At 58.5% G+C, this 23,720-nt stretch carries 17 protein-coding genes; 2 read left to right on the top strand and 15 right to left on the bottom strand.

The genetic code is table 11. The features are described 5' to 3' along the window. Positions 1–4: 4 nt before the first annotated feature. Positions 5–1,504: a cardiolipin synthase gene (gene cls / locus ACEE09_RS04125; protein ID WP_449082329.1), complete on the bottom strand. Its 1,500-nt coding sequence runs from the start codon at positions 1,502–1,504 to the stop codon at positions 5–7. Positions 1,505–1,666: 162 nt separating this feature from the next. Between cls and ACEE09_RS04120 the strand changes: the two genes are divergently transcribed. Then, complete coding sequence (locus ACEE09_RS04120) at positions 1,667–2,302, top strand: TetR/AcrR family transcriptional regulator (RefSeq protein ID WP_449082327.1); 636 nt, start codon at positions 1,667–1,669, stop codon at positions 2,300–2,302. Positions 2,303–2,471: 169 nt separating this feature from the next. On the opposite strand, the gene ACEE09_RS04115 is transcribed toward ACEE09_RS04120, so the two are convergent. The 6 genes from ACEE09_RS04115 to ACEE09_RS04090 form a co-directional block, all read right to left on the bottom strand. Beyond that, entirely contained in the window at positions 2,472–4,619 is a 2,148-nt protein-coding gene (locus ACEE09_RS04115; protein ID WP_449082325.1) for a glucose PTS transporter subunit IIA, read from the bottom strand. A gap of 254 nt (positions 4,620–4,873) precedes the next feature. Beyond that, positions 4,874–7,399 (bottom strand): HAD-IC family P-type ATPase, encoded by a 2,526-nt coding sequence (locus tag ACEE09_RS04110; protein ID WP_449082324.1) that lies wholly within the window; start codon positions 7,397–7,399, stop codon positions 4,874–4,876. A 92-nt stretch (positions 7,400–7,491) separates the two neighbouring features. Next, on the bottom strand, positions 7,492–8,268 hold the full coding sequence (locus tag ACEE09_RS04105) for a heme ABC transporter ATP-binding protein (protein WP_449082322.1): 777 nt from the start codon (positions 8,266–8,268) through the stop codon (positions 7,492–7,494). Further along, complete coding sequence (locus ACEE09_RS04100) at positions 8,265–9,299, bottom strand: FecCD family ABC transporter permease (RefSeq protein WP_449082320.1); 1,035 nt, start codon at positions 9,297–9,299, stop codon at positions 8,265–8,267. Before ACEE09_RS04100 ends, ACEE09_RS04105 begins: the two co-directional genes overlap by 4 nt. A gap of 6 nt (positions 9,300–9,305) precedes the next feature. Further along, complete coding sequence (locus ACEE09_RS04095; protein ID WP_449082318.1) at positions 9,306–10,520, bottom strand: heme/hemin ABC transporter substrate-binding protein; 1,215 nt, start codon at positions 10,518–10,520, stop codon at positions 9,306–9,308. 71 nt (positions 10,521–10,591) lie between these two features. Then, positions 10,592–12,772: an HtaA domain-containing protein gene (locus ACEE09_RS04090; RefSeq protein WP_449082316.1), complete on the bottom strand. Its 2,181-nt coding sequence runs from the start codon at positions 12,770–12,772 to the stop codon at positions 10,592–10,594. 198 nt (positions 12,773–12,970) lie between these two features. Between ACEE09_RS04090 and ACEE09_RS04085 the strand changes: the two genes are divergently transcribed. Next, positions 12,971–13,627, top strand: a complete 657-nt coding sequence (locus ACEE09_RS04085) for a biliverdin-producing heme oxygenase (RefSeq protein WP_321104048.1) — start codon at positions 12,971–12,973, stop codon at positions 13,625–13,627. Positions 13,628–13,980: 353 nt separating this feature from the next. On the opposite strand, the gene ACEE09_RS04080 is transcribed toward ACEE09_RS04085, so the two are convergent. From ACEE09_RS04080 to recR, 8 genes are all read right to left on the bottom strand, one after another. Further along, positions 13,981–14,637, bottom strand: a complete 657-nt coding sequence (locus ACEE09_RS04080; protein ID WP_449082314.1) for a hypothetical protein — start codon at positions 14,635–14,637, stop codon at positions 13,981–13,983. Positions 14,638–15,078: 441 nt separating this feature from the next. Further along, the gene (gene purL, locus ACEE09_RS04075) at positions 15,079–17,397 is read right to left on the bottom strand and encodes a phosphoribosylformylglycinamidine synthase subunit PurL (protein WP_449082312.1); all 2,319 of its coding nucleotides are present in this window, start codon (positions 17,395–17,397) and stop codon (positions 15,079–15,081) included. A gap of 25 nt (positions 17,398–17,422) precedes the next feature. Next, on the bottom strand, positions 17,423–18,232 hold the full coding sequence (purQ, locus tag ACEE09_RS04070; protein ID WP_449082310.1) for a phosphoribosylformylglycinamidine synthase subunit PurQ: 810 nt from the start codon (positions 18,230–18,232) through the stop codon (positions 17,423–17,425). Positions 18,233–18,237: 5 nt separating this feature from the next. Beyond that, positions 18,238–18,489: a phosphoribosylformylglycinamidine synthase subunit PurS gene (gene purS, locus ACEE09_RS04065; RefSeq protein ID WP_449082308.1), complete on the bottom strand. Its 252-nt coding sequence runs from the start codon at positions 18,487–18,489 to the stop codon at positions 18,238–18,240. Between the two features lie 174 nt (positions 18,490–18,663). After that, a complete protein-coding gene (locus tag ACEE09_RS04060) occupies positions 18,664–19,752 on the bottom strand; it encodes a C4-dicarboxylate ABC transporter substrate-binding protein (protein WP_449082306.1) in 1,089 nt (362 codons plus the stop codon). Positions 19,753–19,768: 16 nt separating this feature from the next. Continuing rightward, complete coding sequence (locus ACEE09_RS04055; protein ID WP_449082304.1) at positions 19,769–20,701, bottom strand: 3-methyladenine DNA glycosylase; 933 nt, start codon at positions 20,699–20,701, stop codon at positions 19,769–19,771. A gap of 687 nt (positions 20,702–21,388) precedes the next feature. After that, a complete protein-coding gene (locus ACEE09_RS04050; protein WP_449082302.1) occupies positions 21,389–22,678 on the bottom strand; it encodes an aspartate kinase in 1,290 nt (429 codons plus the stop codon). Between the two features lie 145 nt (positions 22,679–22,823). Next, entirely contained in the window at positions 22,824–23,714 is an 891-nt protein-coding gene (gene recR, locus ACEE09_RS04045) for a recombination mediator RecR (protein ID WP_449082300.1), read from the bottom strand. Positions 23,715–23,720 lie beyond the last annotated feature (6 nt).

Here is a 23,720-nt window from a genome sequence, read left to right as displayed (position 1 = left end):
GAATCTAGAGCAGTGAGCTCCACAGGCGGCAAATGTTCTCAGCAATTTTCTGGTGGAGGGGGCGTTTGACCCAGTCATTGTACTCTAGGCGCTTGCACTGTGAGATGTAGTCCTGGGCTACATCATCAAGTTCTTGCACCATGCTCTTACTGACGACGAAGGTAGATACTTCAAAGTTCAGGGCGAAGGAGCGGGGGTCCATGTTGGAGGAGCCGATGAAGGTGATCTCTTCGTCCACAATCATGAATTTGGAGTGTAGTACGGTGGGGCCGGGGTACTCCTGAATCTTCACACCTGAACGTAGGAGCTGCTCGTAGTAGGAGCGCTGCCCCATAATGGGTAGAATCTGATCGCCCTTCTCACAGACGATGAGGGTCACGTCGATACCTGAGAGCGCCATGTTAGTCAGGGCCTGGAGCAGGGTTTCTTCGGGTAAGAAGTAGGGGGAGCAGATGATGATACGTTCTTCTGCGTTGTAAATCAGGTGGTTGATCAGGCGCAGGTTGTTTTCGGTCTCGAATCCGGGGCCAGAGGGCACAATTTGGGCGAGCGGACGCTGGCTCTCCTGCTCTGGGTCTTCATGGGCTTCCATGTTCGCGTCGATTTCATGGAGTAGGAGCTCTTTGGTCTCGGCGTACCAGTCAGAGACGAATACGGCGTTGAGTTCGTGGACTACCGGGCCGGTGCAGAAGAAGGAGAGGTCTTTCCATTCCAGGCACTTTTTGATGTTGGCTTTGAGGTTGTAGGTGCAGTCGATGGCGTTTTGGGAGCCGCTAAAGGCCAGGTCACCATCAATGACCACGATCTTGCGGTGGTTGCGTAGGTCGGGGCGCTGCCACTGGCCTTTCCAGGGTTTGAGGGGGAGCATGAGCCGCCAGGGCACACCTGCTGTGTCGAGCTTGCGCTGAAGTTTTTTCCAGCGGGGGTACTTGCGGGAGCCAATATGGTCGATGAGTACGTGAACTGCAACGCCTCGCTGGTGGGCGCGTATCAGGGAATCCCATAGGGGTTCGGTGGTGCTATCGAGGGCGGTGATGTAGAACTCGAAGTGAACGTATCTTTGTGCCTGATCGATTTTCTCCGCTAGTTCTTTGAGGGCTGCGTTGTTGTCGTGGCGTAGTTCGAACTCGTTACCGCCGACTAGCGGTAGGGCACCGAGCTTGTAGTTGAGGTGGGCAGCCACCCGCGCAGGCTCAGGTAGCACTGGGTCACCTAGTATGGCGTCGTCACCTTGGATGGATTTTTTGATGGTCTTGTTCATCTCGCTTTGGCGCTCACGGCGATGTTTGGGCACCAGGTTGGAGCCAAAGACCAGGAAGGCGATGAGGCCTACGAAGGGGAGGAAGAAGATTGCCATGAGCCAGCCCAGCGCCACCACAGGTTTGCGGTTGTAGGGCAACCAGCACAGAACGAGGATACGGATAAGAATGTCAATAGCGACGAGGGTTACCGATAGCCAGTCTGGGAGGTTGGGGATGTCAATAAAAGGCAAGCTGAAGTTCACTAACCTAAGTCTACCGGGGGCTTGGGCTTGAGCCGGGTGCCTGCCGTAACATGGGGTATTTCTGCTAGAGTTACGTTTTTCTCCGCTGTGACTCACCACATTAACCCCTAGCTGTGTGCACTTCTGCAATAAACTGGTGGTGTGAGGAAACCCGAGAAATCTGTGCGACAGCAACGCCGCGAGCGAACCCATGCAGCCATTCACGAGGCTGCTCTCACGCTTGTGCTTGAGAAGGGTCTTAAAACCACCACAACCGACGAAATCGCTGAAGTAGCAGGCGTCAGCCCCCGCACCCTCTTTAACTATTTCGCCAGCAAAGAGGACGCCGTGCTAGGTTTGCGTGCCCCCGTCATCACCGATGAGATTGTGCAGCGCGATATGCAACGGCAGGATCTTTACATTTTTGAGCGTATCGCCCACCTGATGCTTGATATTATCCTTGCCTCAGTTGATAACCCCACCTACCCGCAGGTGCGTTCTTTGGTGCAGGATTACCCGGAGCTGCACTACCGGCTCAAAACCCACCATATCGAGTGTGAGAATACCTTGGCGGGTCTGCTGCGTACCGTTGACTGGGTGGAGTTTAACGCGCGCGGACGCCGCGGGCCCTGGCCCTACCTGCCGGAGAATGAGCCCGGTGAGGGCATCCCAGAGCCTCGCCTGCGTGCAGCTCTTTATGTCACCTCAGCTCTCTTGCGTTACCTGGACTATACCCACGGTGTGCCTGAAGGAGCCGAACACGATAAGGTCATTCGTGAGGCCGTGCAGACCTTCCGTCACCTGCTGCGTGAGGACTAGCCCCTTACCTGCTCTACCTGCCCAGATTAATAAACTTCCTACCCCCCCCGCGGGTAAGAGCGCGCACTGGCGCAAGAAGATGAACTAGCTCAATCTAAATTGATAAAAAGCCGCCCCGCACCGTCTAGAAGGACGATACGGGGCGGCAGGCTCAAAAGCTAAGGTCAGATTACTTGGTAGTAACCTTCAGCAGCTCAGAACCAGGCTGAACATCACCAATAGCAGCCTCAACACCAGCGAAGCGGTTGGTGTTAGTGACCAGAATGGGGGTGACCAGTGAGTAACCGGCCTGCTTGATGACCTCAGGGTCGAAGGTCAGCAGAATATCGCCGGGGGCAACCTGCTGGCCCTTCTTAACCTTCACATCGAAGCCCTCACCGTTGAGGTTGACGGTGTCGATACCTACGTGAATCAGCAGTTCTACACCGTTATCGAGCTTCAGACCTACGGCGTGACCAGAAGGCATGGTCACAGAGACCTTACCGGCAGCAGGGGCCACAACGGTGTTACCGGTGGGTACGATAGCTGCACCCTTACCCAGCTTTTCAGCGGCAAAGATGGGGTCAGGAGTCTCAGACAGGGCGATTGCCTGGCCTTCCATGGGTGAAGCCATGGTCAGCACAGTACCTGCGGTAGGTGCTGCCTCTTCAGCTGCCCAAGGGGTAGCTGCGGTGGGGGCGGCGTCCTGTTTTTCAGCAAGAGCAACAGGGGCGGCAGCAGCAGTAGCTGCTACAGCGTCAGTGCGCTTTTCGGAGGCACCGGGGGTAACTGCTTCAGCAGCTGACTCGCCGATACCGGTCTCTGCAACGGCTGCGGCCTTAGCGGCAGCTTCAGCCTTTTGCTCCTTGGATTCGTAACCGAAAATCAGCACACCTGCCATAGCGCCGAAGTAGGCGATAGCCAGACCAATCATGTAGAGGTACCAGGGCTGCATAGCGGGGATAGAAATCAAGGAGGTGAAGGCAAAGGCGTAGGACTTAACACCCAGAGCTGAGATGGTGGCACCACCGATGATGGCAGGCACCAGAATCAGGGGGAAGACGCGCTTGTAGCGCAGAACAACACCGTAGAGGGAGGGCTCAGAGATACCACCGAGCAGACCTGAGGCGGCCGCACCAGCAGCGGTCTGGCGTAGCTCCTTGTTGCGGCGAGCTGCGATAGCAACACCGGTTACCACGCCGAAGACAGCGAAGTTGTAGGCACCCATGGGGGACTGGATGAAGTCCACACCGTCGGTCTGCAGGTTGTTAATCATGACGGCATTCAGGGGCCAGTGCAGGCCCAGGGGAACCATGAAGAGGTAAAGACCTGCGATAATACCGCCGACCAGCCAAGGAGCATCTTCGTTGACGCCACCGATAAAGTCAGAGATCGCCAGAGCGAACTTGATGCCGATGGGGCCAATCAGGAAGGCAGTCAGAGGCACCAGAATCATCACGGAGAACATGGGCACAAAGACCATGTGCAACATGGTGGGAATGATGCGCTTGAGCAAACGCTCCAGGGGGGCGAGCAGGGCTGCTGCGAAGAGGGGCGGGAAGATCTGGCCGGTGTAGTTCATGACGTACAGGGGCAGGTCAAGGCCCAGGAAGGGAACACGCACAACGCCGTCTACTGCGATATCGGCAAAACCCTGGAAGGTTCCGGTCATCAGTGCTGCGGGGATAGCTGCACCGACCCACATGTTGGCGCCCAGGCGCTTAGCGGCAGTTGCACCCAGCATGATAGGCATGAACTGCAGAACTGATAGGGCCGCAGCCAGCATCAAGAACCAGAAGGGGTAGGCTGCACGCCACTCATTGAGCATGGCCGCAGCAGCGTTTTCATCAGTCAAACGGGGGCCGTTGACGATGTCAACGTTCACAAGCTGACCGGTGAGGTCGGTGTACTGACCGAAGTAACCTAGCTGCTGCAGGAAAACAATCAGGGTCAGAATCATGGAGGTGCCCAGCAGCGCCCAAAGCAGGGGGCGGAAGGAATCTGAGAGCACATCGAAGACGCGGGTGAGAGGCCCAGCCTTCTTCTGATCGGCTGCTACGGAGCCTGCAGAAGAGCTTTCGCCCACTGAGCTCATACCCGGCAGCTTCAGCATTTCGTTGTAGACCGCCTCAACCCGGTCACCAAGGACGACCTGGGTCTGGCCGGACTGCTCAATCAAGGAGAGCACGCCGGGGGTCTTCTCAACAGCGTCCTTATCGACGGCGCTATTGGACTTAAGAGTCACGCGCAGGCGGGTGGCGCAGTGGGTTAAGTGCGAGATGTTCTCGGGGCCGCCCAGGCCTTCAAGAATCCGCTCACCAATCTGTGAATTATTCACGGGTAGAACCTTACTGGTGTGTGCGGACTGCTCACCGGTTGTTAAGACGAAAAAGACCCGAGCTGCTCATCTCACCTGCCTACCCGTGGAGAGTAAACAGGTGCTCATACAAGGGGCCTGGGTGTGGGTACACCGGTGCCGTATGAGCTGATAGCAACCCAGGTCTTGCCTGCTCAACCAGTAACAATCCTGATGATTTACTACATAAGTGTTATGGGTATGAACCCAGTCGTGCTCCAGCGTACTCCTTGAGCCTAGCCTTGTGCAAGTACCTGCGGGTGGTGATCCCGTAACCAGGCGGTGTGCAGGCGCAGGTTAATCTCAAGACCCAGGCAACCAAGAGCTGCCGAACCCACAGTGGCCAGCAGATATGCACCGCTAGGAATGGTGAACTGGTGGTACCAGAGCGAAGGAGGCAAAAGCAGAACAAGCACCAGCCCAGCGTACATGGTAGCCACAATAGCTAAACGTACACCCCGCACCGGTCGTACTACCGTGGTGATGTTATAGATACCCATGAGAGCTAGGGCTAGGAAGGTAGCAGTCTGCACCTCTGAGGTAGTGACCGCGCTAAGGCTACGCCCATAACCGTTGACGAAAACCAGTACCGCTGTGATCACAAGGGCCGCAGGCAGGGCAAAGCGCAGGGCCCTGTCTAAGAAGCCACTGACATAGCGTCGAGTATTAGGCAACATGGTAAGGAAGAAAGCAGGGCCGCCTATCATCAGCAGGTCAACAGTAGAGTACTGGCGCGGTAGGAAGGGGAACTTCCAGCAGAGCACACCCAAAGTCAGGCCCAGCAGGATAGCGAAGGCGGTCTTAGTAAGGAAGAGGTTGGTTACCCGCTCAATATTGGCGATAATCTTACGCCCCTCAGCCAGCACACCGGGTAGGCGGTCAAAGCGCCCATCCAGAAGTACCAGGCGCGACACTGCCTTAGTGGCAGGGGCAGCATTGCCCATGGCGATACCCAAATCAGCGTGCTTGAGGGCCAAAGCGTCATTAATACCGTCACCGGTCATAGCCACCACATGCCCGGACTGGCGCAGACCCAACACCATATTTTTCTTCTGCTCAGGGGAGACACGCCCAAAGACCGCGTGGGTGCGGGCAGCTTCTACCAGTTCAGGGCCAGACTCCGGGAGAGCGGAGGCGTCTATAGCACCGGCTGAGACGTCCATACCGGCGGTAGCTGCTGCGGCCGCTACCGTGCGGGGGTTATCACCAGAGAAGACCTTCAGGTCAATACCCTGACCCCTGAAGTAGGCCAGGGTTTCGGGGGCCTCTGAGCGTACCTGCTCACGGAAAATTACAAGAACCTGAGGCACCAACCCGGCAGGTATCTGGGTGGCAACCTTACCGGAAGGCTCACGCAGAAGAGCTGGGGCATGAGCCAAGACCAGCACGCGTAGCCCCTGTTCAGCCAGCCCACCGGCAAGCTCCCGGGCAGAAGAATCTTCAGGCAAAAGAGCCTCAGGTGCCCCCAGCAGCCAGGCCCCCGTACTACTGAACTCCACCCCGCTAAAACGCAGAGCAGAAGAAAAAGGTAGGACGCCAGTAGCCTCTGGAACACTGGCACCGGCCGGGGCCGCTGCGCCGGCAGCTTCAGCAAAGGGCTCCCTGAGGGCAGCAGCGGTAGAGTTAGCGTTCTGGTCAGCCCCCAACCAGCCCAGGGCAGCAGCCCAGCCGTCCTTAACCTCAGGGGCAGGGGCGCTGGCGTCCTGACCCTCAGCCTCACCACAGAGCACCTGCCCGCTCAAGGCACGAACCGACTCAAAACGCACCCCACCCTCAGTCAAGGTGCCGGTCTTATCAAAGCAGACCGTATCAACACGGGCCAGCACCTCAACGGCAGGCTGCTCCTGAATCAGCACCTCAGTGCGAGCCAGCTTAACCGAGGCAACAGCAAAAGAAATGGTAGTCATCAAAGCCAAGCCCTGAGGAATCATCGACGCCACCGACGAGACAGAAGTAATCAAAGCATCACGCCAAGCCCCTGAATCAAAGGCAAACTGCCAGCCACCAGCAGCCTGCATCTGCCCATTGAGCACCACCGCAATAATAGGAACCAGCGCCCAGGTAATCCAAGTAACCACCCGCTCCATGCCAGCGCGCAACTCAGAATGAATGGTAGTGAACTGGCGGGCCTCAGCGGTAATCTGAGCGGCACGAGACCTTTCACCTACCGCCGTCAGCCGTACCTTACCCGAGCCACCAATCACAGAGGACGCCGAAAGCACACCATCGCCCGGAACCTTACCCACAGGGTCGTTCTCACCGGTCAGCAAAGACTCATCCAAATCTAGGCCATCACTGGTGAGCACCACCGCATCAGCAGGGACCTGGTCCCCGCGCTTGAGTAGAACAACATCGTCACGAACTAGCTGGTCGAACGCGACCGGCACCAGCTCACCATTACGCACTACAGTAGCCGGGTCCCGCCGCAGCAAGGCAATACGGTCAAGCTGACGTTTGGCCGAAAACTCCTGGGTAAAACCAATCACCACATTAGCGATAGCCGCCAAAAGGAAAAGAGTATCAAACCAAGAACCCACCAGAATCACAGCCAACCCACACAAGCCCAACACCAGGTTAAACATGGTGAAAAGGTGAGTGCGGACGATAGTGGCCGTAGAACGGGACGTCGCATTATTTTGCGTGTTCACCAGCCCAGCAGCCTCACGCTCAGCCACCTGCTCGCCGCTCAGCCCAGCAGCCTCCAAAACCTGATCTGCAGGGGTGCTCACCATGACACAGGAAATAGGCGCGGTGCGAGGCATAGGGACTCCTTGGGATAAGGGCAGGTAAGGCATTACCTAGTCTAGTAGCAGAAACTGTGGCCGTGCGTCCGCCCTGAGGATGAAAAAGGGCATTAGTCGCGGGCCGGAAGCACCAGTAGACGCCCGGTTACCGGGTGGGTAAGCACCTCAATGGGATGACCGTAGACCGTGCTGAGCCGCTCGGCGGTGCAGACCTGCTGCGGGCGTCCTTGCGCCACCACCCGCCCCTTGGCAAGGAGCACCAGCCGGTCAGAGTAAGAGGCCGCCACATCAAGATCGTGGAGAACCACCACCACAGCAGCCCCCTGCCGGGCGTAGGCTCGGGCGTGGGTGAGGGTCTGCTCCTGATGAAGAATATCGAGCGCAGCGGTGGGCTCATCGAGTAGCAGCAGGGGAGTACGCTGAGCAAAAACCCGGGCCAGGTGGGTGCGGCCAGTTTCGCCGCCCGAGAGGGTACGGACGTCCCGGCCCGCCAGGCGTTCGGTATCGGTCTCGACAAGAGCGGCGGATACAATTTCGTAATTCTGGCGAGCTTGCTCGGTGCCCCGCCAGGGGGTGCGGCCCATCTGGACTACCTGCTGCACAGTATAGGAGAAGGCCACTGATGTGTGTTGCAAGAGCATGGCCCGGGTACGGGCCAACTCTACCGGTCGGTAGTCTGTCAGCGGACGCCCGCCCAGGGTAATCTGCCCCGAGCTGGGTGAGGTATCCCCTGCCAACAATGACAAGAGTGTCGATTTACCTGCCCCATTGGGGCCGATAAGAGCTAGGACCTCACCGGGAGCAACTTCGAGTGATATGTCGTGCAGAATCTGCCGACCATTCACCTGGTAGCCGACCGAGTCAGCAACGAGTAAAGGTGCGGTCATAAGGCCCCCTTGGCCAGAGTTCGGCGGAGCAAGATGAAAAAGGTAGGGCCGCCCACCAGGGCCGTAAAGATGCCGATGGGAAGGTCAGCGAAGTTCACCAAGGTGCGGGCAGCAAGGTCAGATGCCGCAATGAGTAGAGCACCACCCAGAATTGAGGCAGGCAGGAGCACCCGGTTGGAGGGGCCTATCACCATACGAAGCAGGTGGGGCACAATCAGGCCCACGAAAGCGATAATCCCCGCGTAGGCCACCGCAGCCCCGGTCAGCAAGGCGGTGCAGACGATAGCAGCCAGGCGTAGGCGCTCTACATGAATACCCGAGTGGGCAGCGGCCCGCTCGCCCAGGGCGAGCAGATTGAGCTGCCGGGCTAGAAGCAGGCAGCCAATAATACCGACGCCCACAATCGGGGCGCTGGTAGCTACCGACGCCCAGGTTGCCCCGTTCAGAGAACCCATCTGCCAGAAGATAATCTGGTCGCGGCTGGCGTCATCGGCGATGAAAACCATCAGGGCAATCAGGGCGTTAGCCACGGCGGTCACGGCAATACCGGTAAGAATCATCGATAATACCCCTGCCCGCCCGCCGGAGCGAGAGAAGACATAGACCAGAGCAGTGGTAGCTAGCGCACAGACAAAAGCGCAGAGGGGCACAGTGAACATGCCCAGAAGGTTCAGACCCAGAACGATAGCCCCGCAGGCTCCCACCGCAGCCCCGGCAGAAATACCGATGACACCCGGTTCGGCCAGCGGATTACCGAAGACCGCCTGCATTAAGGCCCCGGACGCCCCCAAGGCGGCCCCCACCAGCAGCCCTAGCAGAATACGCGGTAGGCGAATATTCCAAAGAGTAGCGTCTGCAAGTTGCATGGCAGGGTCAGCGGACGCCAGCCCCAGCTTGCGCAGAATACCCCCGGCAACCTGGGGTAGGGGAATCTCAAACTGGCCCAGACCGGCCGAAATGACTACCGCGCCGAGCAGTAGAAGGGGCAAGGCGGTAAAGACCGCTGTAAGAGTAGAAGAACGTACCTGCACGAGAACCTACTGCTGGGTATAGATAGCGGTAGCCAGCGATAGGAGTACCGCGGCACTGTTCGGCCCGAATGAGAGAACCTGGCCGTCTGCCATATCAATCACACGCTGATTGGCGCCGGCGGTAGTCTCAGCTACGCCAGGGCGGGCGAAGAAGGCCTCGATACCGCCAGTAGACTCCACCCCGCCGGTCATAGTTAAGATTAGGTCGGGGTTAGCCCGGGAGAGTGCTTCAGCGTTAGCGGGAACAGTGCCCGAAGCTCCGCCCTCACTCGCCACATCGCGCCCGCCCAGGGCCGTAATCAGCTCATCAGCCCCTGAGCCTTCACCGAGAATAAAGAAGATACCGGCGGTGCCTCGCACATAGAGGAAGGCCATGCCCACCTTCTGCGCCGGATCCTGCGGGGCTACCTCGGCAATGGTATCTAGTGCCGAATCAATCTCAGCCTGCACCCGCGCACCCAGCTGGGCACCGGCCTCCGGAACGCCCAGAGCCTGGGCAACCGCCTCAATCTGCGGAACTACCTGGTTCAGGGAACGGGAGGGGTCAAAATGAACCACGGTCACCCCTGCGGAGCGCAGCTGCTCGGTAATTTCCAGGGGGCCGTTGGTGGTATCCATGAGCACCACGGTCGGAGCGAGAGAAAGAACCGCCTCAGCAGAAATATCGTGGCCGTTCTGGGTAACCAGGGGCAGGTCTGCCAAAGTTGTCTCTGTCGAAGACGTGACCCGGCCTACCAGGTTGTCGCCCAGGCCCAGGGCCACAACGGTCTGGGCCAGGGTACCGTACATGTCCAGGGCAAGAATCCGGTCGGCGCTGGTCACTGTCACCTGGGTACCCTGAAAATCAGTGACGGTTACGGGTAGCTGCGGGGCCTGCGGGTTCTCAAGGGGCAGTACATCGGGCACAGACGCTGCCGTGGCAAGACCTGTCAGGCTCTTAGGGTTCTCTAGAGCGTGAGTTTTTAGGTAGTCCTCGGCCTGCTGTAGAGCAGTACGGTGCAGTTCTTCACTTGCGGGAGCCTCAATACCCCCGGCCGTTGCCGACGACTGCGCCTCACTCTCAACCGACGTAGAAGCTGCCTCCGCCTGCGGGCCTGTAGCGGCGGCGTCCGCACCGCTCTCTACCGACCCGGTACAGGCCGTTACCGCCAGAACCAGGGCCGCACTCAGAACAGAAAAACCCCGGCGCAGGGGCAGAGAAGAAAAAGAGCGCGTGAGCACCAGAACCTCCTGAGAGAAAGAAAGGGGGTGGGAACCGGGTACATTCCGGCTCCCACCCGGGGAAGGGAGAATTAGGACGCGCGGCGGCGGGCTACCACCACAGCACCAGCAGCCAGCAGGGCGGCACCCACAGCAACAAGGGCACCGACTGAAGCGCCAGTATTCGCCAGCTTGCCACCCTGGGCAGCTGTGCGAGCAGACTCAGCCTTCCGCTCAGCCTCAGCGTTTAGGGCATCACAGTTAGCGCCGTTCTCAGAGACATACTGAGTCTTCTCAATGGTCTGAGAAGCACCGGTGACGGTCTTTGAACCCAGGGTGCCGGTGAAGCTGATGGGGTCAAGGGCCATACCTGCTGAGTAGAAGCCAGCGAAGGCAGCAGCCCCGGCCTCGGTGAGGGTAGCTGAAGCGCCTGAGAGGGAGATGGTTGAGCCGTTAACGGTGAGAGAAGAGGTATCGACCGTGGCAAAAGCGACCTCACCGTAATTGGTGGCAACCCCATCAGTGTTGTTAGAGGTTATGGTCAGGTAGAGGGTGCCGGTAGAACCGTTGATCTCAAGGCGGGGGTTAGCCATCAGGGTGTTGAGGGCGCCCTTGTGGCCGGTGAAACGCACCGAACCGGTGAAGTTAACGGTTCCCTTTCCATCAGCAAAGCTACCGGTGCCCTGCGACCAGTTAAAGGTGCTGTTGGAGTAAGTTGTGTCGCTGAGTTCCCAACCGCCCTGGGCGATACCGCCACCGATGTAATTACGGAAAGACGAGCGCACGCCCCAGCTCAAGGTTGCTGCTGACACAGTGCCATCAGCCTGGGTGCTAGTTGCACCGGCAACTGTCTCAGTGACGGTTACCGGAACACACTGGGGGGCCGGGTCAGCAGGGTTGATGGAGGGCTGGGCAGCAGGCTCCTCAGTGGGCTGAGCAGAAGGAGCAGCCGTCGGCTCAACAGAAGGCTGGGCTGAGGGAGCGACGGTCGGCTCAGCAGTGGGCTGGGTAGTAGGTTCAGCGGACGGGCCAGGGGCGGGGGTCTCGCTGGGGGCAGGAGCCGGAGTTTCGCTGGGAGCCGGGGCAGGCACGTCCTCAACCACCGGCGCAGCCACGCGCAGGTAGAGGGGGTCAAACTCCGTACCCTCAGCGTAACGGGAGCCAAAAATGGTGGCCGCATGCCCGGTGGCATAGGTGGTTACACCGCTCAGGAGCAGATTGCCCTCGGCGTCGGTGGTTAGGGCGCTCGCGTCGAAGCTGGCGATGGGCTGATCAGTGATTTCTCCGGTGTTGGCTGAGGTGCCGGTGGCGTAGATGTAACCCTGGGCCCCATCGGTGACAACCCGGAATCTGTGCAGGTTAATGTTGAGCACCCCGCCGTGGGCTAGCAAGGAGAAACTACCCGGAACACTGATGGAATAGCCGGTGTCTGTTGTCTGCGCGGTCGCACCGGCGAAGGCAAAGTTATTGCCTTCGAGGCTGGTCTTTTCACCGGGAGTTACTGCGTTCTGCGCTAGCAGATAGTTGAGGAAGGAATCCTTAATACCCCAGGTGACGGTTCCCGCTGCATTGGTGACGCCGTCAGCGGTCGGTTCCGGGGTAGGAGCGGGGGCAGGGGTTTCTGCGGGCTTTCCGGTCAGGTCGGCTGAGAAGCTGAGGGGCGCGAGAACCTCGCCGGTCTTGTAGAAGCCGGCGAAGGCGTCCGCACCCTCGGCGGTGAGAGTAACAGGAGCGTTGGTGACTGATACGGTGCCGTTGCTGAAAGCGATGCTAGCAAGGTCTACGGTAGCGAAGCTGACGCCGGTGGCATCCACGTCGGGGGAGCCGTTGTAACCCTTGGACTTTACATCGGCTACCAGGGTGCCCTGGTTACCGTTGACTACAAGTTTGAGGTTGGCGTAGATGATATCTAGGGCGCCGTGGTGGGCGGTGAAGTGGATAGTTCCGGGGTAGTTGATGGTTCCCTGCGCACCGGTGAACTCCCCTTCAGCCCCCTCCCAAGAGAAGGTTGAACCGTTGAAGCTGGGGCCGCCGGTTACCTCTACGCTACCGCCGGCAAAAGTGCCGGTGACATAGCGGATAAAGGAATCTTTGAGTGACCAGGTGAGCTTGGCATTGCTGGCAGTGTGGGTTGCGGACGCAGCAGCGACGGTGCTGCTGGGGGTGTCTGCAGCGTCGGCGGTGGACGCGGCAACCAGGGTCATGCCTGACAGGGTGAGTGCGGCGGTGGCTAGGAGGGCGCAGGAGCGCCGGGCGCTGTGCTGAAGAGACATGGGCATCCTCGTGAAATCTATGTAGCGTAGGGTGGGCATATTTCGTAACATGCTCGGCCTTATTAAATTTAAAGGCATGCCTAAACTAACATTAAGGTGAACCTAATAAAAATAGATCACGAGGTCTTGACTTAATTATTTCCTGGTGACAATCTGTCAGTAAAGATTCCTCTGCAACCCCTCACCAAGGAGAACCCCATGACACTCACCCTTGCCGACACCGAACGTCCTACCTTCTCAGCCCGCCTTAAAACAGAAACCGCAGCCCGCCACAAGCAGGCAGAGCATTCCAGCTTCATGGCTGACCTCATGGGCGGCAAACTCACTGTGGAGGCCTACCGCATGTTGCTGACCCAGTACACCTACATCTACGAGGCCCTCGAAGAAGTGGCTGCTGGCTTCCGTGCTCAGCCCAACCCCATCACCGAACCCTTCGTGCTAAAAGGCCTTGACCGCCTTGCCTCTATTAAGGCTGATCTAGCTGAACTAGGCGGACCCATCGATGACCAGCCGTTATCGGCAACTGCTGACTATGCGGCAGCTATTCGAGCGACGGCGTCCGCCCCCGAACGTTTTCTAGCCCACCACTACCTGCGTTACTTGGGCGATTTATCGGGCGGCCAGGCTGTGGCTGCCCTAGTCGCCCGGCACTACGGGGTGCCTACTAAGGCTCTGAGCATGTACCGCTTTGAAACGCTCCCGAAGCCCAAGGTCTTCAAAGATTCCTACCGGGTTCTTCTGGACGAGGCTCCACTGACGGACGCCCAACGCGATGCCCTAATCGATGAAGCACTGACTGGCTTCGACCACAACACCCGCGTGTTTGCCCAGCTGGGTAAACGCCTAGCCCCATAAAATATCGTCAAGGGTAGCGGCCTACGCCTGATTTAGACAAAAGGACGCCTGAAACCTGTATACAGAACCCGCCAGATGCAACACCAGCGCGATGACCCGCACCACCACCGACCCTAGCCAATTGAGCATCCGATTATTTCGTTTCTGCTCCTTAGTTAGCTTCACCCCAGGCTTGCGCCTTGTCGGTGTGGCCAGCCCCCAAACCTACCTAGCCCTTATCAGCCAAATTTCGAAGAATCAAGAAACTGATCTAGCCCGTGGGCTCTGAAGGCATGGGCTGGTATGGGCGGGTGTTTCCAGTAGTTCGTGGGTTGCTCTTTTTGGCTGCGGGATACCCCTTATGAATAACCCTCCTAGTCTTGAATAAACCCATTGGGAGATAGCGTGAACCCGTGTGTGGTGTTAACGCAGTACAGAGTCTGCGCATCCGTGGGCTTGCACGAGACACCCAGTGCTGTAATTACTGTGCCTACATCAACAGGGGTTGACTGAACGGGGGCGGTAGGGCCGTCGCCAAAATCAGAGAAAGTGGGAGCCCCGGTTTTGCCCATCGTCACGTAGTTAATGCCACCCCCAGCCCGGAAAGCCCGGCAGGTGATTGTTTTGGTGTCTAGAGTGCCAATGCAATCAACGGTCTGAGCGGGAGTGGAGAAAGTGACTGCGGTGCCAGTCATGGCCCCCGGAGGGTCACCGATATGTTTGTTCATATCGACTACATAGCCGGGCAGTACTCGTTCCCCAGGGTAGCGCAGCTCAAGGTAGGCGCCGTTTGCGCTGTTTTGGCAGAGGTACACCTGGCCGCTTAACATTGCGTAGGCACCCATGTATTGCCGGTTCATCTGGCAGGTGTACCCTCCCAGTATGCCTTCAACGACCCCGTATCGGTTGTAGGCAAGATCGGGCATCTGGGGGAAGTAGGAGTTAAAAACTGAGATAGCTTCAGCGCAGCTTACGGCTCCGCCAGAGACATAGACGCTTCCCTCAGTGCTTTGGCCCTCACTATTGACCACGGGGCCGCAGTTGGTACCTGGCGCTGCAATAGCATCTGATGCGGGAGAGGCTTGTTCAGAAGGAGGTGTCTGGGCTTGTGCGGGAGTGGCTTCAGCGGTTGTTTGCTCTACCGCTGGTTCGGAGGAGGGCGTCTCTGCGGTAGGTGAGGGGCTTGATATTGTGGCCGAAGGCGACGGTGTTGCCGAGCTGCTTGATAATTCATGAACGGGGGTGGGTTTTGGAACACCGCCGGATAAGGAGCATGCCGAGAGCGCGAGAGCCGCGATTCCCAAGACGCTCATGAGTGTGGTGCGAGAAAGCATAGAGGTTCCTTTGCTGGTGCGTACAGGTTTAACTTTAGCTTTATTCAGCTGTTAAAAGCAGAAAGACGCCGCCACGCACCTTACCTGCCGTGGGGCAGGGCAGTGCGCGGCGGCGTCCTTACACACAGTAACTAGCGACTAGCTGGGGGCTACCTCGCCAAAGTGGCGGGCCAAGGTGCCCTCGTGGGCTTCGCGCAGCTCCTCCAGGCTGATAGCGACCTCACCCTGAATATCCAGGGCCTTTGAGGCGGCATCAACCACGCCAATGCGGGCGAAGGGGTAGTCGCGGGCGGTGCACATGTCCTTGAAGCGAACTTCCTCAGAGCGGGGCACGGAGACAACCACGCGGCCCAGGGACTCAGAGAAGAGCAGGGTGAACAGGTCGATCCCGTCACGCTCAGCAACCTCACCCAGGCCAATACGGGCACCTACACCAAAGCGCAGGCAACCCTCAACCAGGGCAGCAGCTAGGCCACCGGCAGAAACATCGTGGGCGGCATCAATCATGCCGTCACGGCTCATGTTCACCAGCATGTCGCCCAGTAGCTTCTCAGCAGCCAGGTCAACCTTGGGGGGCTGGCCGCCCAGGTGGCCCTTGAAGCGGGCCCACTCGGAGCCGTCAAGTTCGTCGGCGGTGGTGCCCAGCAGGTAGAGGGCCTGGCCGTCGTGCTCAGGTGCCCAGCCGGAGGGGGTGCGGCGGGTGACGTCGTCCATCACGCCCATCATCGCCACCACGGGGGTGGGGTTGATGGCCTTGCCGCCGGTCTGGTTGTAGAGGGAGACGTTACCGCCGGTCACAGGTACGCCCAGTTCCATACAGCCGTCGGCGATGCCGCGCACAGCCTCAGCGAACTGCCACATGACGTCCGGGTCCTCGGGGGAGCCGAAGTTTAGGCAGTCAGAGACAGCTACGGGGCGGGCACCTACGGTAGCGACGTTACGGTAGGCCTCAGCCAGGGAGGCCTTAGCGCCCTCGTAGGGGTCTAGCTTGGTGAAGCGAGGGTTGGCGTCGGTGGCGAGGGCAACACCCAGGCCGGTTTCTTCGTCTACGCGGATCACGCCGGAGTCATCGGGCATAGACAGGGCAGTATTGCCCTGAACGTAGCGGTCGTACTGGTTGGTGATCCAGGACTTGGAGCACATGTTGGGTGCAGCCATGAAGTCCTTGATTGCCTGGCCTAGTTCGGCGCCGGTGGGGCGGGCGTCGTCCGCGCTGGAGCCGGTGAACTTGTCTGCCTGTAGGGCGTCCTGCCAGTCGGGGCGGGCGTAAGGACGCTCGTAGGTGGGGCCGTCGTGGGCCACGGTCTTGGGGTCCACATCGACGATGACTTCACCCTGCCACTCGATGGTCAGGCGGCCGGAGCCGGTGACTTCACCGAGTACGGAGTATTCGACATCCCACTTGTCCATGATTTCTTCAAAGCGGGAGAGGTTTTCGGGGGTGACCACAGCCATCATGCGCTCCTGAGATTCTGACATGAGAATCTCGCCGGGAGTCAGGGTGGGGTCGCGCAACAGCACCTTGGTCAGGTCAACGTGCATGCCGCCGTCACCGTTAGAGGCCAGCTCGGAGGTAGCGCAGGAGATACCTGCGGCACCGAGGTCCTGGATACCTTCAACGACAGAGCCCTTGAAGAGTTCTAGGCAGCACTCGATGAGGACCTTCTCAGCGAAGGGGTCGCCCACCTGTACGGCGGGACGCTTGGAGGGCTTGGTGTCATCGAAGGACTCAGAGGCCAGCACGGAGGCACCACCGATACCGTCGCCACCGGTGCGGGCACCGAAGAGGATGACCTTGTTGCCGGTACCTGAGGCGTTAGCGGTGCGGATGTCTTCGTGGCGCATAATGCCCACAGCCAGGGCGTTGACCAGGGGGTTGGCCTGGTAGCATTCGTCAAATTCGACTTCGCCGCCGATGTTGGGCAGGCCCAGGGAGTTGCCGTAGCCGCCTACACCGGAGACAACGCCGGGTAGGACGCGGGCGGTGTCGGGGTGGTCGATGGCACCGAAACGTAGGGGGTCCATGACAGCTACGGGGCGGGCACCCATGGAGATAATGTCACGCACGATACCGCCCACACCGGTTGCTGCACCCTGGTAGGGCTCAACGTAGGAGGGGTGGTTGTGGGATTCAATCTTGAAGGTTACAGCCCAGCCGTTGCCGATATTGGTTACACCGGCGTTCTCGCCGATGCCGACCATGAGGTCCTTCTTCATTTCGTCGGTGACCTTAGCACCGAACTGCTTGAGGTGAACCTTGGATGACTTGTAGGAGCAGTGCTCTGACCACATGACCGAGTACATTGCTAGCTCGGCTGCGGTGGGGCGGCGGCCGAGGATTTTCTTGATGTCCTCGAACTCGTTTTCCTTCAGGCCAAGCTCAGCCCAGGGCAGCTCGGTCTCGGGGGTGGCAGCGGCGTGCTCAACGGTGTCGAGGTTAAACTTCTTGTCGCTCAAAATTCTTATTCCTTATGCGAGGCGTTTAGGCCGAAACCAGTTTGTTGAGTACGGAGGTGAAGACGCCTAGGCCGTCGGCGCCTTCGCGCAGACCTACGGTGCCAAAACCTGAGGAGGAGGGGCCAAAGCCGGGCTCAACGGCGTGCTCGGGGTGGGGCATGAGCCCTACGACGTTGCCGCGCTCGTTGGTGATACCGGCGATGTCGTTGCGGGAACCGTTGGGGTTGACATCTACATAGCGGAAGACGACGCGGCCTTCAGCTTCGAGGGCCTCAAGGGTCTTAGCGTCAGCGACGTACTGGCCGTCCTGGTTCTTGAGGGGCACCACAATGTTCTGGCCTGCTTCAAAGTCGCTGGTCCAGAAGGTCTCATTGTTTTCGATTCGCAGAATCTGGTCACGGCAGATGAACTTGCGGTGATCATTCTTGATCATGGAGCCAGGTAGCAGGTGGGTTTCAGTCAGAATCTGGAAACCGTTGCAGATACCTAGCACCGGCAGGGGTGCGGACCCGGAGGCGCCAGCGGCGCTAGCGGCTTCAACGACCTTGCTCATCACGGGGGCCTTGGCGGCGATGGCGCCAGCGCGCAGGTAGTCACCGTAGGAGAAACCACCGGGGACGATAACAGCGTCTACCTTGTGCAAATCTGCTTCATCGTGCCACAGGGAGACGGCGGTGCCACCTGCTAGGCGCACGGCGCGAGAGGCGTCGCGGTCATCGAGGGTGCCGGGGAAGGTGATGACGCCGACGCGCACACCTGCAAGCGCGGCGTCGGGGGTGTTTTCAGAGAAGTCGCCCACGAGGGGAACTTCGGTTGCTGCGAGGGATTCTGCCACGTCTTTTAGTCCTCCAGAGCTTCGACGTTGACGACGTCTTCAATCACGGGGTTAGACAGCAGCTCTTCGGCTGCCTGGCGGGCCTGCGCGAGCAGTTCTTCGGTGACTTCACCGTCGACAGTAAGTTCAAAGCGCTTACCCTGGCGGACATCGGTGAAATTGGTTAGACCGATGCGGGGAAGCTCGTGAGAGATAGCCTTGCCCTGGGGGTCGAGGATTTCGGGCTTGAGCATAACGTCAACAACAATACGGGCCATGAATGGGCACTCCTTGGGTGCTGGAATCTAGATAGAACCGCAACCTATTTTACCGGATGCGTCAAGTGCGCCAGACGGCCCCCCTATTGAAGGTGCAGGAACAGAAAGAGCTGGGGTGTGAGGCTCTTTCTGCTCCTGCGGTGTCTAAGGCTGGCAGGGTGCCAGGATTAGTTCTTATTCGGCGGGCAGGTAGCCCATATCGCGTGCCTTATCAGCGGTCATTTCGTTGACTTCTACGGTGCTAGCGTTGCGGTAGAAGAAGTGCTGAGGCTGGAACTGGATCATTTCCATATCGTTGGGGGCAGAGAGCTGGCTGATTCTGCCGTCCTTGTTGATGTCGATCCGCTGGGGGCGGGATTCGACTCGTCCGTCACCGTCGAAGTCTATTCCTTGGTGGGCGTTCCAGTAGCGGTTGCCGTAGCGGATGGAGAACCCGCGGCCTTGCTGGCCGATACCGCGTGTTTCGATGATGGCGGCCTCGTTCATGGTCATGCCTTCGCTGGTGGAGTAGCCGTAGTAGATTGATCCGTCGCTGCGGCGTAGGCCTTCAAGCTGGTACTTGTAGTTCATGATGCTGGTGTAGTTGGGCTTGTAGTTCACACTGTCGTCACCGCCGTGTTCTAGGCCCAGGTTGTGCCCTAGCTCGTGGATGAAAGTACCGATACGGATCGGGCTGCTAGCGTGGCCCCAGTGGGTGGGGCCAACGGTTACTGTGAAGACTCGGCCGTTGAGGTTACCTGCCCCAGATGAGCCGTTGGTGCCGTGGTAGTCGCCCCAGATCATGTAGTGGAAGGTGCGGTAGCGGGCTATATCTGAGTGGATGGCGCGCAGGTCATGCACGTCGCCTAGGTTGGTGAAGCCTTGGTGGGGCACCTGGTTGCCGCCACCTAGATCGTAGCGGGGGTAGATGCTGCCGGCGTCTAGGTGTAGGTTGATGCCGGTCCTCCCGTCGGGGTTCCACAGGGGCATCTGGGCGAAGGTGTCGACGATAGTGTCGAGTTCGGCTTCGCTGGCCATGAGGCCTGGCATGTAGTCCATCTCAACGAAGATGTCTTTGTGGTAGGGGTCTGCCCCTAGGGCGGGGAAGTCGATGTCGATGTACCCGTCACCGTTGTAGTCGTAGCCTTCAATTTCCCAGATATCTAGTAGGCGGTCGCCGTCAGAGTCGTAGGCGTAGTTGTAGGCTGAGGCTGCCGGGGCGGCTAGGCCCGTAAAAGCTAGGGCAGCGATAGCTACCGTAGCGAGTTTGCGCGAAAAACGCATGGAGGTTGTCCCTTCTTTAGCTTGGGGCCAAGGACGACGTTAGGGAATCGAGCAGACGTTGACGTAAGCGCACAGATCTTTCAGCTAGAGATCTTTGCTGCCGCACGTACTCAGCTTTGCCTTCTGCGGTCTCAATGGGGATGGGTTCGTAGCCCCATTCCTTCAGATCGTAGGGGGCAGCTTTCATGTCGAGTTCGCGTGCCTGCCAGGCCAGCTCGAAGCAGTCCATGACCAGCTCTGAGGCTATCAAAGGTAGGAGCTTATAAGCCCATTTGTAGATGTCCATATTTGAGTGGAGGCAGGCGGGTTGCTCCATGTCACGCTGGGTTTGTCGTGTGGGCCGAAATTCATTCATGGGAGCGGCTTGGGGCATGAAAAAACGGAAGGCATCGAAGTGGGAGCACCTGATTTTATGGCTTTCAACCACCCGGTCGGTGCCGTCTGCCCCTAAACGTAGCTTCAGGTAGTCGTGGCGGATATTGTTTTCAACCGACTTATAGGCCATGGCCCACTCGTGTAGGCCAAAGCACCCAAAGAACCCGGGCTTGGCCGCGGTCTTGCCCACAATAATGCGGGCAAAGTCTATGGCGGTGGCACGGTCCTGGGCGAACTTCTTGGTATCAACGAGGACGCTACTACCCTCCTGGGCGGTTGCGGCAGCTTCTGCTGGGGGCAGGCCAGCTTCTTCTAGCTCTTGTTGGGTTGCGGTCCGGTAGAATTTCCAGTTTGCTCGCTCACTAGCGTCCTGCAGAATGATTCCCGCACCGGGGTGCCAGCGCATGAATTGGCCGGGTTTGAGGGTGTAGTAGGTGAAGAGGAAGTCTTCGACGGGGTGGGCTTGGCCGCGCTTGCGCCGCTCGGCAAAGGGTAGGGCATAGCGGCCTGAGCGCTGTTCATGGGCGGACGCCTGGGCGCGCCAGGTAGCTGCGGTAAGGAGGGTGAGGGGCATGGGGTCTATTCTAGTCTTCGCTGTAATCCTGTTTTGTCTGCTTTTTGAATAACTCTTTATGTACAAAAAGCTTTTTACACTTAGCTCCCCTAGGGATTGGTGAGGGTGTTGGAGATCGGCAGGGAGTCAGGGAATATTTAAGTGCTATAGAGGGATACGACTCCAGCTTGAGAAGCACACAAACTAGATAGAATAGAGCTATACCTTCTCTGCGGCTCTCCACGAGTTACATTATTGCCGAACTGCCGTTGAGAGAGACCAAATGAGGAGGTGAGCGTATGAATAAGGGCCAAGGTATGAAAATAGCCCGCGAAGTTCGCAAGTGGTTGGCGCCGATTGCGAATCTTCTACGGGCTATTGCCGAACTCTGGAACGCTATCAATAGCTAGCAGCACGATAGACGTTTCCTACGCTAGGGGCATCCTCTCAGTATTTTCCGGTTCTGAGGGGGGTGCCCCGCTTTTATACCTTCAGTTTAGCATTGTAAACACCTGTGAACCACCGCGAAATCCCTCGCACTACCACCTACCACCAGAAAATTTGATTTATGATAATTTATCTGCTGGTGCTTCTTGGGTGGTGGCTGTCATGTCTAGCTCTTGTTCAAAAGCTGGGCCCCGGGCCAGCAGCCTTTACGCTACCGGCCCGGGGCCTGGGCGTCCTTACGGGACAAGCCTCTCTTACAACCTAGCGGCCGGTGCCACCATAGACGGTAGCTTCACCCTCAGCATCAAGGTCGAAAGCTGAGTGTACGGCGCGCACAGCCTCATCAAGCTTGGCAATGTCGGTAATGACCGAAATGCGAATCTCAGAGGTAGAAATCATCTCAATGTTCACACCGGCAGCGCTCAAAGCATCAAAGAACTTGAAAGAGACACCGGGGTTAGACTTCATGCCAGCGCCCACCAGCGACAGCTTACCGATGGACTCGTTGTACTGGACCTCCTCAAAGCCCAGTTCAGCCTTCTTAGCTTCCAAGGCAGCTAGGGCAGCGGCGCCCTGATCCTGGGGCAGGGTGAAGGAAATGTCGGTGACGTCGGGGCGGTCGGTGGAGACGTTCTGAACAATCATGTCCAGGTTCACGTTAGTCTCGTTGAGAATACCGAACACCTTGGCCGCTGAGCCGGGAACATCGGGCACACCAATAACGGTGACCTTCGCCTGGCTACGGTCGTGGGCAACACCCGAGACGAGGGGCTGTTCCAAGGGAATCTCCTTCAAATTAGTTTCCATACCCTCATTGTCAGGGATAACGAAAGTGCCTTCAAGCTGTGAAAATGACGAGCGAACATGCAGTTTGAGATTGAAACGGCGAGCGTACTCCACCGAACGCAGGTGCAGAATCTTGGCACCATTAGCGGCCATCTCAAGCATCTCTTGGCTTGTGACGGTATCAAGCTTATGGGCGGACGGCACAATGCGCGGGTCAGCGGTGAACACACCATCAACGTCTGAGTAAATCTCGCAAACATCGGCACCTAGTGCCGCCGCCAGGGCAACAGCGGTGGTGTCTGAGCCGCCACGGCCCAAGGTGGTGATGTCACGGGTCTGGCGGTTCATGCCCTGGAAACCGGCCACAATAGCGACATGGCCTTCATCAAGGGCGGTGCGGATACGCTCAGGGTTGACCTCAACCAGGCGGGCTGAACCGTGCACGCCGTCAGTAATCATGCCGGCCTGGGAGCCGGTGAAAGACTGGGCGCGGCCGCCCATGCTGTTAATGGCCAGGGCCAGTACGGCCATGGAAATACGTTCGCCAGCGGTCAGTAGCATGTCGAGTTCACGCGAGGGGCCAGCGTTGGGGGTTACTTCGGCTGCAAGGTCGAGTAGTTCATCGGTGGTGTCGCCCATTGCTGAGACCACCACGACGACCTCGTTGCCAGCCTTCTGCGTGTCCACAATGCGGCGGGCTACACGCTTAATACCCTCGGCGTCAGAAACCGAGGACCCACCGAACTTTTGGACAATCAGGCTCATTGAAACTTCTCCAGTACAAGGGTGTTGAAGGTGCCGGGCATTTACCGGCCTAAGTCTATCGTAGGGGTGAGAGCCCCAGGTGAACGATTTTTACTCCCCTAAGAGAATATAACGTGCGTTACAGTTTCTTGGTGGGGTGGGGGCACTAGGTCCATGGGTTCACATAGGTCTTGCCCGGAATCGGCGGAATCTCAGGAGCCACCGTGCGCAAAGGAGTCTTTTTCAGCTCCTCTAGCTTGGACTCATAGGCATCCCGCCGCTCCTCAGACTGAGTGGGCTCATCGGCGTCCTCAAGGTCATCAAACATAGAACCAGCCCAACGAGCCCGCGGGCCCTTAGCCGCCTGCTCCGCCGCTGCCTGCTGCTCCTTAGCCTCAGCTTCTGCCTGGGCAGCAGCCTCAAAATCTTCAGCGGGGTTAGCGGCCTCCGCACGAGTTCCCTCACTGATAATACGGCGCCCCTCAAGGGCACGGCCCAGAGTAATCTCATCAGCATACTCCAGGTCGCCACCGACCGGCAGGCCCGAAGCCAGACGTGAAACACGAATACCAATAGGCACCAGCAGACGCGAAAGATAGGTGGCAGTAGCCTCACCCTCAAGGTTGGGGTCCATAGCCAGAATCAGCTCAGTAATGCGCTCATCTGAGAGCCGGGCCACCAGCTCACGGATGCGCAGCTGCTCTGGGCCAACACCAGCCATAGGGTTAATAGACCCACCAAGCACATGGTAGCGGCCAGTAAAAGAGCGGGTGCGCTCAACAGCCACCACGTCCTTTGATTCTTCTACCACGCACAGCACCGCCGGGTCGCGCTGCTCATCACGGCAGATAGCGCAGAGCTTAGTTTCAGAGACGTTGCCGCAGATATCGCAGAAACTCACAGTCTTTTTCACCCGCGCGATAGCGTCGGTGAGTTTAGCCATCTCAGAGCTTTCTGCATTGAGAATGTAGAAGGCGATACGCTGGGCTGATTTAGGGCCCACACCGGGTAGCCTGCCGAGCTCGTCAATCAGGTTCTGGACGGCACTCTCGTACACAAAAAC

The sequence above is a fragment of the Rothia sp. 88186D007BW genome (genome assembly GCF_053544215.1).
The sequence above is the reverse complement of the archived record's forward strand: the minus strand, read 5'-3'. Positions and strand labels throughout refer to the sequence as shown.